This is a genomic window from Actinoplanes sp. NPDC051470 (assembly GCF_040682035.1).
Classification (GTDB): Bacteria; Actinomycetota; Actinomycetes; order Mycobacteriales; family Micromonosporaceae; genus Actinoplanes.
In genome coordinates this window covers 50,617-62,869 of the sequence record NZ_JBFBAA010000013.1, presented here as the reverse complement: position 1 = coordinate 62,869, position 12,253 = coordinate 50,617, and the positions used below count along the sequence as shown (strand labels likewise).

The following is a 12,253-nucleotide window of genomic DNA, read 5'->3' as shown; positions in this document are numbered from 1 at the left end:
CGAGATCTCGGCGGCTCGCGGCGGAACCCGGGGCCGGCGCGTGGCGGGAGCCCGCGCCGGCCAGGCGGTCGAACAGCAGGCCGTCGACGCAGGCGACGAGTGCCTCGGTAGTCGCGCAGCGCTGAGCGGGCGCTGACGGGGCTCATGCCTCAGGACGTGATGGTGCGATCGTCGGCGTGCGCCCCGTAGAACGCCACCTGGCCCGCCATGATGGCGCGCATGCCGGTGCCGGGCGGAACGCCGTACACCGTGCCGGTGAAGTCGAGGGTCTGTTGCACCTTCCACAGTTCCTCGTGCTCGTTCGGCGGGAACAGCCGGGCGGGATTACCGGCCGCGATCCAGCCGATCGGCACCACCGTGCCCGGTTCCAGCCGCGAGTTGACGTGCAGGACACTGTTGATCCGCAGTTCCGAGCCGGTGCCCGCCACCGCGCCGGGAAAGAGGCCGGCGCCGGTCGCGACGAACACCTCGTCCTCGATGACGGCCCCGTTCACGTGCGCGTGCGGGCCGATCAGGACCGCGTCCCCGACGATCGCGGGGTGTTTCTCCCGGCCGCGGACCAGCGCGTTCTCCATGATCACGACGTCCGAGCCGACGGTGACCTCGCCGTCCTCGGCCGACAGCACGGCGCCGTGCAGCACGCGGACCCGTTCGCCGAGCCGCACCGCGCCACACAGCACCGCCGAAGGAGCAACGTACGCCGATTCCGGCACAACGGGTCGCCGGCCACGATGTTCGATCATCATGCCGTCAGCCTAGGTTCCGTCCTGGCCGGGACGCCGGTTCAGTACCGCGCGGTGTCCCACACCGCCGCTCGCGGCGGGTCGAACTCGTCGATGGCGATGCCCGCGACCAGGCCGCGATCGTTGATGTAGCTGCCCTGGCTTCCCAGCCGGTCGACCGTGTCGAGCAGGATGACCCGGCCGTGCCGCCAGACCGTTCCCCGCCGGCCAAGGTCGGGCATCACGCTGTTCCCCACCACGTCGCCGCGCTCATTGATGCCCCACGACTCGCCCACCACCCCCTGCGGAACATTCGCCATGAGATCCTTCAGGACGCCCTTCTCCCACACGAAGGCATGCTGGCCCCGGGTGGTCTGGGCGGTGCCGGTGATCTGACCGCGGTTGTTGATGCCGGACGTGAACACGTCGTCCCAGCCGAAGGTCCCCAGATCGGTCATCCGGCCGCGCCACCACCGGAACCCGTGGATCTCGCCGGACGCGACCGGGCCGAACCCGGCGATCTCGCCGCGGTCGTTGAGCCCGACGACGGTCACCGCGCCGCCGCCGAGCGAACCGAGGGCGGTCGCCCGGCCCCGATCCCAGAAGTACCCCTTCGAGGTGAAGTTCTCGGCCGGATAGCTGAAGGCGATCTGGCCGTGCGCGTTGACGTGCACCGCGTTGGAGCGCGCGGCCGGGAGACCGGTGTCGGTCATCACCCCGTTCCGCCAGAGGAAGACGTGCTCCGAGCCGTCCGGCAGCGTGGCGTTCCCGGCCACGTGCCCGTTCACGCCGATCGCGAGGGCGGTGCTCGTGGTGCCACCGAGCGTGCCGAGGTCGATCATCCGGCCCCGCCGCCACAGGAAGGCGTGGTAGTCACCGTCGGCCCGGTTGCTCTCGCCGACCACCTCGCCGGCGTCGTTGAGGGCCGCGGCGCGGGTGTAGTCACCGCCCAGGCTCCCCAGGTCGGTGTACCGGCCGTTCTGCCACAGCGTACGGACATCGACCAGCACCTGACCGCGGTTGTTGACCCCCCGGACGAACCCGTAGGCGTGGTCCGGGCCGGACGCGTCGACACCCGGCACGAATCGGCGGGGCGGCGCGGCGTCAGCGGGAACCGCCGTCCCGGCCGAGATCACCAGCACCAGCGGCAAGGTCCACATCAAGAGACGGCGGATGTACGGTGATCCGGACACGTTCTCACCCCCGGCGTTGCGAGACCTCAATAGACCGCACATGACGCCCGGTAGCAAGTCTGACCTTTCCGGCCATGATCAGCGCCGGATCAGCCGCCACCTCGCACAACGCGGCCGCGCACGGTCCAGATGCCGTTGCGGCCCGAGGCCGGTGACCGAGCTGACCGCGAGCACATCGCAGCGGCTGACCGGATCGCAGACCGTGCTTTCGCGGCCGAGCGCAAGAACGGTTAGCGGAGGTGCCTTTCGAGCCAGGTCAGCGTGACGTCGGCGACCTCGCGCCAGCCACTGTCGACCGGCATCGAGTGGCCGCGGCCGGGGAACTCGCGAAAGTCGGCCGGCGAGCCGCGGTAGCGCTTGACCGTCGCCTTGGCCACGGCCGCCGGTGCGCTGTGGTCCTTGCCGCCGGCGATCACGAGCAGCGGTCCCCGGTCCGGGCGGGCCGTGTCGACCGTGGCCGGTGAGTGGCGGGACAGGTTGGCGAACACCAGCTCGAACACCGGCCGGCCCGGCGACGGGATGGTCCACCGCCGGTGCAGCTCATCGGATTCGGCGGGGGAGAGCGCATTGCCGTGGCTGTAGCGGAACTGCCGGGCCGTCAGCGACAGCGCCCGCCGCCGGTTGGACGGGTTGCGCAGCAGGGGCCAGCCCACCGGGATGGTCGACGGCGCGACGTGTGCCACCTGGGTGGGGCGTGCCGACGCCGGTTGTCTGGCGCGAACAGCAGATCGGTGGTAAGGGCGGAATGGCTGTGACCGGCGGCACTGCGTAGAGTTCTGCGGGCGGCCGCGGCGGACGGCGCAGCCCGACGCACCGGAGTGAGACGGCAGTGAGCGTGAAGGAAACACCGGAACCATGATCAACGGCATCGACCCCGCGCGGCTCGAGCTTGCCCTGGCTGTCCTGGCCGAGGTCGAGTCGCTGCCGCCGGAACACCCCGATGCGGTACGCGTGCGCCGCGCCACCGCCGCCATCTACAAGACCGCCAAGGAGCAGCGCCGCCGGGAACGCCGGGACGCCATCCTGGCCGCGGACGCCGCTGTCACCGCGGCCACCGCCACCGGCGCTCCGGGCCGGCTCGATGACGAGACCCAGGGCATTCCGCTGCGTACGCGGACCGAGGCGCCGGTCGCCGGGTTCCTCCAGCAGTCCCGCGGCTGTTACACCTGCAAGCAGCGCTACCGCCAGGTGGACGCGTTCTACCACCAGCTCTGCCCGTCCTGCGCCGAGCTGAACTTCAGCCGCCGCGACGCCCGCACCGACCTGACCGGGCGCCGCGCCCTGCTCACCGGCGGCCGCGCGAAGATCGGCATGTACATCGCGCTGCGGCTGCTGCGCGACGGCGCGCACACCACCATCACGACCCGGTTCCCGCACGACGCGGTGCGCCGGTTCACCAGCATGCCGGACAGCGCCGACTGGCTGCACCGGCTGCGGGTCGTCGGGATCGACCTGCGCGACCCGTCGCAGGTGGTCGCGCTGGCCGATTCGGTGGCCGCGGCGGGGCCGCTCGACATTCTGATCAACAACGCCGCCCAGACGGTGCGCCGCTCGCCCGGCTCGTACGCCGCGCTGGAGGTGGCCGAGTCGGCCGGGCTGCCGGACGGGCCGCTGCCGGAGCTGGAGTACCTGGGCGGGCATGACGCTTCTCAGCGCGTACACCCGGCGGCTCTGGAAGGGACCAGCCCCGCGCTGAGCCCGCACGCGCTCACCGCGCTCGCGCTGACCGCCGGGTCCGCGTCGCGAGAGCGGATCGCGGCGATGTCCGCGATCGACGCCGGCGGGCTGGTGCCCGACCTGGCCCCGGACAACAGCTGGAGCGCCCGGGTGCACGAGGTCGACGCCCTGGAGCTGCTGGAGGTGCAGCTCTGCAACAGCACCGCGCCGTTCATCCTGATCAGCCGGCTGCGCGCGGCGATGGCGGCGTCGCCGTTCCCGCGCCGGTACGTGGTCAACGTGTCGGCGATGGAGGGCGTGTTCAGCCGCGGCTACAAGGGCGCCGGGCACCCGCACACCAACATGGCCAAGGCGGCGCTGAACATGCTGACCCGCACCAGCGGCGAGGACATGTTCGCCGACGGCATCCTGATGACCAGCGTGGACACCGGCTGGATCACCGACGAGCGCCCGCACCCGACCAGGATGCGGCTGGCCGACGAGGGCTTCCACGCGCCGCTCGACCTGGTCGACGGCGCGGCCCGGGTCTACGACCCGATCGTGCGCGGCGAGCAGGGCGAGGACGTGTACGGCTGCTTCCTCAAGGATTACGCCCCGACCGCCTGGTGACCAGGTGAGTCGTCGTGATCCTGTCGTACCGGCGTCGTAGGTTGTCGGCATGACGGAGACCGCCCTCACCGCCGCCGACTTCGCCACCGCTGTCGGCCAGGCGCAGGCCGCCGCCAGGTCGTACTACGACACCGGCGACGTGCTGATGACCGACGCCGACTACGACGCGCTGCTCGACCGCATCGCCGAGGCCAAGAAGGCCCATCCGGAATGGGACGACCACGGCGTCACCACCCGGGTCGCGGCCGGTGTGTCCGGCGGCGGTGACGTGCGCCACCCGGTGCCGATGATGTCGCTGAGCAAGGTCACCGGTGAAGACGAGGTACGCGCGTTCGTGGTGAGCCTCGGTGGCGATCCCTGCCTGGTCGAGGTCAAGCTCGACGGGCTCGCGATCCGGGTGGAATACGCGTCGGGCCGGCTCGTGCTGGCCGCGCTGCGCGGTGACGGGAGCAGCGGTGAGAACGTCACCGCCCAGGTGTTGCGTGGGGTCGCCGGCCTGCCCGCCCGCCTGGCCACCGGGTGGACGGGGGAGGTCCGCGGCGAGGTCTACATGACGGTGGCCGACTTCGAGGCCGCCAGCGCGAACCGGGTCGCCGCCGGCGCCAAGGCGTTCATCAACTCGCGGGGCGCGGTCGCGGGTTCGATCCGCAGCGTCGACCGCACCTACGAGACGCCGATGACCTTCGCGGCGTACGACATCTCCGGCGACTTCCCCTCCCACCAGGAGCGCATGGCTCACGCGGCCGGGCTCGGCTTCCCCACGGCCGGGCGGCTGGCCACCGGCGAGGTCCAGGTCGCCGCCGACGCCGACGCCGCGCTCGCCGCCATCAGGCGCATCGGTGAGGTGCGCCGCGGCCTCGACTTCCCGATCGACGGCGCGGTGCTCGCCGCCGACCTGGAATCGACCCGCCGCCGGCTCGGGTCGGGCAGCCGCACACCGCATTGGGCGGCCGCCTTCAAATACCCCGCTGACACGGGCTCCACGGTGCTGCGCGCCATCGAGGTGCGGGTCGGGCGTACCGGCCGGATCTCCCTGCGCGCCGTGCTCGACCCGGTGTTCGTCGACGGCACCACGATCAGCTACGCGACGCTGCACAACCCCAAGTTCGTCGAGGACCAGGGCCTCGCCATCGGCCAGACCGTCGCCGTGTGGCGGGCCGGTGACGTCATCCCGCGCGTCACCGCGCCCATCGGTGAGCAGCCGCACGGCCTCACCCCGTGGACGCCGCCCGAGACCTGCCCGCAGTGCGGCGAACCGTGGGACAAATCCAGCCTGCTCTGGCGCTGCCACACCGCCTCGTGCAGCGCCACCAACGCGCTCGAATACTGGTGCAGCCGCGAGGCCATGGATGTCGAAGGGGCGGGGGAGGCGCTCTGCGTCGCGCTGGTCAACGCCGGCCTCGCGACCGACGTCGCCGACCTGTACGCGCTCACCGCCGACCAGCTGGCCGAGCTGCCCGTCGGCAACACCAAGGCCGGCGGGGTGGTCCTGCTGGGCAAGCTCAACGCGGCCAAGGTGGTCGCGTCGCTCGACCACAGCAAGACCCAGCCGTTCAACCGGGTCATCACCGGCCTGGGTATCCGGATGACCGGGCGCAGCGTCGGCCGCTGGCTCGCCGCCCGGTTCAAGACGATGGACGCGTTGCGGGCGGCCACGGTCGACGAGATCGCCGAGATCGACAAGATGGGCCTGATCAAGGCCCAACACGTGGTCGACGGCCTGGCCGCCATGGCCGGCGTCATCGACCGGCTGGCCGCGGCCGGCGTCACCATGAGCGTCCCCGAGACCACGGGTGACAAACCCCTCGACGGCAGGACGTACGTGGTCAGCGGCACCGTCCCCGGCTACACGCGCACCACGGTGAGCGAGCGCATCGAGGAGCTGGGCGGCCGGGCCAGCGGCAGCGTCTCGGCGGCCACCACCGCCCTGGTCACCTCCGAGACGACCACGGCCAAGGCGACGAAGGCCGCCAAACTCGGCATCCCGATCATCGACCCGGCCGAGTTCGCCGAGCTGCTCGCCTGAGCCCGGTGATGAGTTTGTCACCACCATTCACGACGACCAGTTCCCCGGCTCGGACTGCCGGAACGCCTGCCGGCGGACGGCACGGAGTAGTCACGCCGGCCGCGATGCCCAGGACGCCCGGCCGTCGCTCATCCGAGTCCTTTCACGATGATCGATCTGGCCGCCCTCGCGACGGCAACTGTACGAGAGCCCGCGGTCGCGACCGCGCCGGGTGATTGCCAATGATCAACGGCTTCGCCATCGCGAAGCCTTCGCGAGGCCATCGCGAAGCCATCGCGAGGCCGGAGAGGCCCGGAATCCGGGAGATCGGGGCAGACGGCGTGGCATGTTCGCGCCCCGGTGTGGCGGCTGATGCCACCGCGCCCGCATCATCGGCGGATGGTTGGAGTCAAACTACGAGCTGTCCGGCGTGAAGATCTGCCCCTGCTGCTCGTCGACCATGGGGACGATCCGATCGACACCTTCGGCTTCGTCGCCACCAACGCGCTGGAGCGGGCCTTCGCCGCCGACGGGCTGATCGGCTACGACACCGGCACCCTGGTGATCGAGGACGCCGACGGCGCGGTGGCCGGCCGGGCCTCATGGCTCCCGGTGCCGCACGGGCCGAATCCGCCGTCCCGCGCGTTGAATGTCGGGATGCGGCTGAACCCCGGATTCCGCGGCCGTGGGGTGGGCGGCCCCGCGCTGACGCTGCTGGCGAACTACCTGTTCGACACCACGACGTTCGAGCGGTTGCAGGCGGAGACCGACGTCGGGAACCGTGCCGCGCTCCGGGGCCTGGAGAAGGCCGGTTTCCAGCGCGAGGGCATCGCCCGGCACGCGCAGTTCCGGAAGGGCGCCTGGCACGACATGGTCGTCTACAGCCTGCTTCGCGGCGACCCCAGACCGTGACCGGTGGTCCTTTCGTACCACGGGTCGACGAGCAAGATCCGTCGAGAGTGGGTCGTTCCGCGTCCGGGCGTTCGGGAACCTGGGATGAGATCCGGTATCGGCAACCACAAGGAGTGTTCGCATGAGTGACCGCCGGTTTCATGTCATTCCCCGCACCCGGCCGATGAGCGCGTTCTACCTCGTCGTCGGGTTGGTGCTCATCCTCACCACCGGCTATCGGGTGCTGACCGAGGGCGCGGCCGTGCTGCCGGTGGTCGCCCTGGTGGCCGCCCTGGCGCTGGTCGTGACCGCCGTCATCGGGCTGGTGTCACCGCCCACCGGCCGCTGACCGGCCCATCAGCGGTCGATCAGGACGGCCAGGCCGTCGAGGAGGCGGGCCAGGCCGAACTCGAAGAGGACGTCCAGGTCGAACTCGAAGTCGGAGTCCAGGTTGATCAGCTGCTCGTAGTGCGGCACCGGTTGGCGGGCGGCCAGGCGCTGGAAGGCCGGGCCCTGGCGTTCCATCCACTCGTCGTCGGTCAGGCCGGTGTCGCGGAAGGCCTGCGCCTCCGGTTCGAGGCCACTGGCGACGCCGCGGACGAAGCTGAAGATCAGCACCTGCACGAGCATCCGGTCGGTGACGGCCAGCCCGGTCCGGTCGAGCGCGCCCATCATCCACTCGCCGAGGTGCATCGCGTTCGGCGCCGGCTGGGGGCGGGTCAGCGACATCGACGGGCCGAGCCACGGGTGCCGCTGGAAGACCGCCCACAGGGCGCGGGCGCATCGTTGCAGGTCGGCCCGCCAGTCGCCGGTGTTGCGGAGGGTGCCGGGCAGGTCGCCCAGGGCCGCGTCGATCATGCCGGTGACCAGGTCGTCACGGCTCGGTACGTGCCGGTAGAGGGACATGGTGGCCACGTTCAGCGTGGTGGCGATGCGGCGCATGGAGACGTCGGCCATGCCGTCCCGGTCGGCGATCCGCACCGCCGCGGTGATCACCCGGTCGCGGCTGAGCTCGGCGTCGCGCACCGGGCTCGCGACCACGGTGCCGACCCCGGGGCGGCCGACGGTCAGGCCGGCCTCCCGCAGGGCGGCGTGGGCCTTGGTCGCGGTGGCGACGGCGACACCCCACTCGCGGGTGATCGCCCGGGCCGACGGGACCCGGTCACCGGGGCGCAGCGAGCCGTTCTCGATCTGCCGCCGGATGTCGGCGACAATCCTCCGATAGGGAGCCTCCACGGTAGTACACCAGCCGTCCCGTACTAGTACGATTTTTGCCCCGGACCGCCGCTCCTGCCTAGCGTCCTGGCCATCGATGTACAGAGTACGCAGAGGAGCGGGGACATGCGTGTACTGATCTCCGGCGCCGGCATCGCCGGGCCGGCTCTGGCACTGTGGCTGCACCGGGCGGGCGCCGAGGTGACCGTCGTCGAACGCACCGAGCGGCCGCGCCCGGGCGGCCACGCCGTCGACATCCGGGGCGTCGCCCGGGGTGTCGTGGAGCTCATGGGTCTGCGCGAGCGGATCCGCGAGCAGCAGGTCGACGAGCGTGGGTGCGCCCTGATCGACGGCCGTGGGCGCCGGCTCGCCGAGTTGCCGGTCGACGCGTTCGGCGGTGAGGGCATCGTGGCCGAGATCGAGATCGCCCGCGGCGACCTGGCCCGCATCCTCCTCGACGCCACCAGCGGCCAGGCCGGCTACCGCTTCGGCGACCGGATCACCGCGCTGACCCAGGACCGCGACGGCGTCGACGTCACGTTCGCCGGCGGGACGAGCGAGAGGTACGACCTGGTGGTCGGCGCCGACGGTGTGCGTTCCGGCGTCCGGGGCCTCGCCTTCGGCCCGGACGAGCGCTACGTCCGCTTTCTGGGCGCGTACTCGGCGTACTTCAGCGTTCCTGATCCGGGCGACCTCGACCACTGGCTGCTGATGTACAACGCGCCCGGCGGCCGGGTCGCGAACGTGCGCCCGGAGCGGGGCGGCACCGCCAACGCCTCGCTGTCCTTCCGCGAGCCCGAGCCACGCTTCGACCGGCTGTCGCGGGCCGAGGAGCAGCGGGTTCTGGCCGAGCGGATGTCCGGCGCCGGCTGGCGGGTCGACGAGCTGCTGGCGGCGATGCCGGGCGCCGGCGACTTCTACTTCGACTCGATCAGCCAGGTCCGGGTGGACCGCTGGTGGCGCGGCCGGGTGGTGCTGCTCGGCGACGCCGGCTACTGCGGTTCGCCGCTGGCCGGGATGGGCACCAGCTTCGGCCTGGTCGGCGCCTACGTGCTGGCCGGTGAGCTGGCCGAGGCCGACGGACCGGAGCAGGCCTTCGCCGCCTACCAGGACCGGATGGCCGCGTACGTGGCCGGTGGCATGGCGCTGCCGCCCGGCGGGATCAGCGGGTTCGCGCCCCGGTCCCGCGCGATGATCCGGCTCCGGGCGCTCTCCATGCGGATGATGACCCGCTGGCCGTCCAGGCAGTTCCTCGCCAAGCAGTTCGCCAAGGCCGAGGCGATCACCTTGCGCGACTATCCGGCCCTCGCCCTTCCCCGCCGTTAGCGCGCCGGCCGGTGGCCGTGCTCACCGGGGTGGCCGGGACCGCCGTCCGGATCCGGCCAGCGTGCCGGGCGCCGAGGCCCTGGCCGCCGCCGACCTCGAAGCGAGCGGCCTGCCACCGGACACGGCCGCCGCCGTCCGGCGCCTGGCCCGGACGGCGGACGCCTGGGCCCACGACGGGGTCAGTGTCGTCCGATGAGGTCGATGCGGCGTGAGCGGAGCCGGAACAGCACCTCGCCCGCGTCGGGCACCACGAAGCTGCCCGCCGCCTGCTCGGCCGCCAGGTCGAGGGAGTCGGGGTCGAGGTAGCCGAGGTTGGCCGCGCGGCACACCTCCTCCGGGATCCGCGTCGCCAGCGTCACCTTGACCCGCAGGCGTTCCTCACCGGTCTCGGCGTCGTAGGTGCCCGCCCCGCGCAGGTGGGTGGAGTGGGCCAGCGTGCCCCAGTGGATGTGCTGGAAGCGGTCCCACTGCTTCACGAAGTAGTCGCGGCAGTGGTAGCCGATCTCGAGGATCTCGGGGTGGCTGGTCGAGATCTGGGTGATGTGCGGCGCGTACAGGATGACCTCGCCCCCGTCGGCGACGACCGGTTCGAGCTTGTAGAAGCCCTTGGCGCCGGTCCAGATGTCGTCGTACATCTCCGGCACGAGGGAGATCACCCGGCGGACGGGCGCGTCGAGGTGGTGGACGTGGGTGGCCGCGCACACCTCGGCGGCGTCGGCCCAGGCCGTGATCGTGTCGCCGAAGGAGATCGAGTGCAGGTTGCGGCTGCCCGCCTCGCCGACGACGCAGAACGACAACTTCTCGGTGGGTACGAGCGCCGCGCCCTCGTTGATCAGGGCCCGCACCGGGGTGACCGCCGTGGTGCCGATGATCTCGGCCGAGGTGATCAGCGCGCCGACCCAGTGCGAGACGTCGATGATGTCCTGGCCGGCGACCCCCGGGAAGAAGTACTTGTTGCCACCGGAGATGCCGACCACCTCGTGGGGCAGGACCGGCCCGACGACCAGCGCGATGTCGTGCTCGACGACCGCCTTGTTGAGCTTGACGGGTACGTCCAGACCGAGCCGCCCCCCGGACAGCTCGGCCAGCCGGGCCGCCGGGATCGTACCCAGGTCGGCGAAGGTCTCGGGCCGCCACCACTCGTGGTTGAGCACCGTCATGCCGGGATAGGTCGCCTCCAGCGCCCCCTCCTCGAACCCCAGGTGCCGGGCGATCGCCGCGTCGCTCATCGGCTGATGTGTGCCCAGCGCGATGAGCGTGGTCAGCCGGCTCACCCGCCCGTGCAGCGCCGCGTGGACGGCGCCGAGAAGCAGAGGCAGGGGACAGGTACGGGTGCCGTCCGGCACGAGCACGCAGACACTGCGCCCGTCGGCGTCCACGGCGTCGAGCTGCTCGCGGATGAACTCCCGCACCTGGTCGGCGCCCAGCACCCCCTGGGCGGCGCCGAGCCGGGCGGCGGTGCGGTGCTGCTGGGCGGTCGTCATGAACCCAATCTGGCGCGTACGGCCACGGAGAGCAAACGCTGAGCCTGGCGCCTTTCTTCAGAAGAAACTCCGCCCGAGTACCATTTACCGGCGTGCAACTAGATCTGAACCTTCTGGTCGTGCTGGACGCCCTGCTCGACGAAGGCAGCGTGATGGGTGCGGCCGAGCGACTCCGCCTGTCGTCACCCGCGATCAGCCGCAGCCTTGGCCGGCTCCGAAAGCTGACCGGTGACGACATCCTGGTTCGCACGGGGCGCACGATGGTTCCGACGCCGTACGCCACGGCGATCCGCGAGGACGTCCGCCTCCTGCTGAGCCAGGCCCATGACGTGCTGGTGCCGAGCCGTACGCTGGATCTGGAGCAGTTGGAACGCACCTTCACGCTGCAGTGCCACGACGGACTCGCCACGGCGCTGGCCCCGGCGCTGCTGCGCCGGGTGGGGGAGACGGCGCCCGGGGTGCGACTTCGCATCCTGACCGAGAGTTCCGTGGACACCGGTGACCTGCGGCGCGGCCGGGTCGATGTCGAACTCAGTCAGGATCAACCGGATCTGACGGAGTTCCGCTCCGAAACGCTCGGCTCCGATCCCCTCGTGGTGGCGATGCGTTCCGGGCACCCCTGCGGCGGCCGCCTCGACCTGCGGTCCTACGCCTCGTATCCGCACGTGGTCGTCTCGCGGCGTGGCCGCCTCACCGGGCCGATCGACGAATTGCTCATCGCCGAAGGCTTACGACGTCATGTGGCCGCGGCGGTGACAACCGGCGCCATGGCCCTGCACGCGGCCAGCCGGAGCGACCTGCTGGTCACCACGACGGCGCTGGTCAGCCGCCCACTCGTCGAGGCGTTCAAGATGGTCTGTGTGCCGTTGCCGGCCGACTTCCCCGCGGCTTCGATCAACTGCAACTGGCACCAGCGCTACGACTCCGATCTGGCTCACGCGTGGCTGCGGGACCAGGTGCGGGCGGCGGTCACGGACCTCACCGCCGGTTAGGCGGCCATCTCCCCGTGTTCGTGGCGCTTTGCTGTTTCGTCATGAAATGGCGATCGCGTCATCACCCGGCTTCGATTGCATGACGGTAAATCGTCGGTTTACCGAATTGCATTAGGGTTCGCGCGGCACACGAATTAGC

The 12,253-nt window shown here is 71.4% G+C and carries 12 protein-coding genes; 7 read left to right on the top strand and 5 right to left on the bottom strand.

From position 1 onward, the window contains the following. Positions 1-149: 149 nt before the first annotated feature. From AB0M54_RS23135 to AB0M54_RS23125, 3 genes are all read right to left on the bottom strand, one after another. Positions 150-746: a gamma carbonic anhydrase family protein gene (locus AB0M54_RS23135; RefSeq protein ID WP_364473608.1), complete on the bottom strand. Its 597-nt coding sequence runs from the start codon at positions 744-746 to the stop codon at positions 150-152. 38 nt (positions 747-784) lie between these two features. After that, positions 785-1,882, bottom strand: a complete 1,098-nt coding sequence (locus AB0M54_RS23130) for a hypothetical protein (protein WP_364473606.1) — start codon at positions 1,880-1,882, stop codon at positions 785-787. A gap of 263 nt (positions 1,883-2,145) precedes the next feature. Further along, positions 2,146-2,598, bottom strand: a complete 453-nt coding sequence (locus AB0M54_RS23125) for an alpha/beta hydrolase (protein WP_364326995.1) — start codon at positions 2,596-2,598, stop codon at positions 2,146-2,148. 172 nt (positions 2,599-2,770) lie between these two features. Between AB0M54_RS23125 and AB0M54_RS23120 the strand changes: the two genes are divergently transcribed. The 4 genes from AB0M54_RS23120 to AB0M54_RS23105 all read left to right on the top strand — a co-directional run bounded on the left by AB0M54_RS23120 (position 2,771) and on the right by AB0M54_RS23105 (position 7,446). Then, entirely contained in the window at positions 2,771-4,201 is a 1,431-nt protein-coding gene (locus AB0M54_RS23120) for an SDR family NAD(P)-dependent oxidoreductase (protein WP_364473604.1), read from the top strand. Positions 4,202-4,250: 49 nt separating this feature from the next. Next, complete coding sequence (ligA, locus tag AB0M54_RS23115) at positions 4,251-6,227, top strand: NAD-dependent DNA ligase LigA (RefSeq protein WP_364473602.1); 1,977 nt, start codon at positions 4,251-4,253, stop codon at positions 6,225-6,227. A 378-nt stretch (positions 6,228-6,605) separates the two neighbouring features. Beyond that, positions 6,606-7,118: a GNAT family protein gene (locus AB0M54_RS23110; protein ID WP_364327003.1), complete on the top strand. Its 513-nt coding sequence runs from the start codon at positions 6,606-6,608 to the stop codon at positions 7,116-7,118. A gap of 121 nt (positions 7,119-7,239) precedes the next feature. Further along, positions 7,240-7,446, top strand: a complete 207-nt coding sequence (locus AB0M54_RS23105; RefSeq protein ID WP_364473601.1) for a hypothetical protein — start codon at positions 7,240-7,242, stop codon at positions 7,444-7,446. Between the two features lie 8 nt (positions 7,447-7,454). Here the strand turns inward: AB0M54_RS23105 and AB0M54_RS23100 are convergent, their stop codons facing one another. Further along, positions 7,455-8,333, bottom strand: a complete 879-nt coding sequence (locus AB0M54_RS23100) for a TetR/AcrR family transcriptional regulator C-terminal domain-containing protein (protein WP_364327009.1) — start codon at positions 8,331-8,333, stop codon at positions 7,455-7,457. A 105-nt stretch (positions 8,334-8,438) separates the two neighbouring features. Here AB0M54_RS23100 and AB0M54_RS23095 point away from each other — a divergent pair, with 105 nt between their 5' ends. Then, positions 8,439-9,638: an FAD-dependent monooxygenase gene (locus AB0M54_RS23095; protein WP_364473599.1), complete on the top strand. Its 1,200-nt coding sequence runs from the start codon at positions 8,439-8,441 to the stop codon at positions 9,636-9,638. A 61-nt stretch (positions 9,639-9,699) separates the two neighbouring features. Beyond that, a complete protein-coding gene (locus AB0M54_RS23090) occupies positions 9,700-9,834 on the top strand; it encodes a hypothetical protein (RefSeq protein ID WP_364473597.1) in 135 nt (44 codons plus the stop codon). Here the strand turns inward: AB0M54_RS23090 and AB0M54_RS23085 are convergent. Beyond that, positions 9,818-11,122 carry a lactate racemase domain-containing protein gene (locus AB0M54_RS23085; RefSeq protein ID WP_364473595.1) on the bottom strand — a complete coding sequence of 435 codons (1,305 nt, stop codon included), beginning with the start codon at positions 11,120-11,122 and terminating at the stop codon, positions 9,818-9,820. The two genes, AB0M54_RS23090 and AB0M54_RS23085, sit on opposite strands and share 17 nt — an antisense overlap. 92 nt (positions 11,123-11,214) lie before the next feature. On the opposite strand from AB0M54_RS23085, the gene AB0M54_RS23080 reads away from it, so the two are divergent. Then, entirely contained in the window at positions 11,215-12,114 is a 900-nt protein-coding gene (locus tag AB0M54_RS23080; protein WP_364327021.1) for a LysR family transcriptional regulator, read from the top strand. The last annotated feature ends 139 nt before the right edge of the window (positions 12,115-12,253 follow it).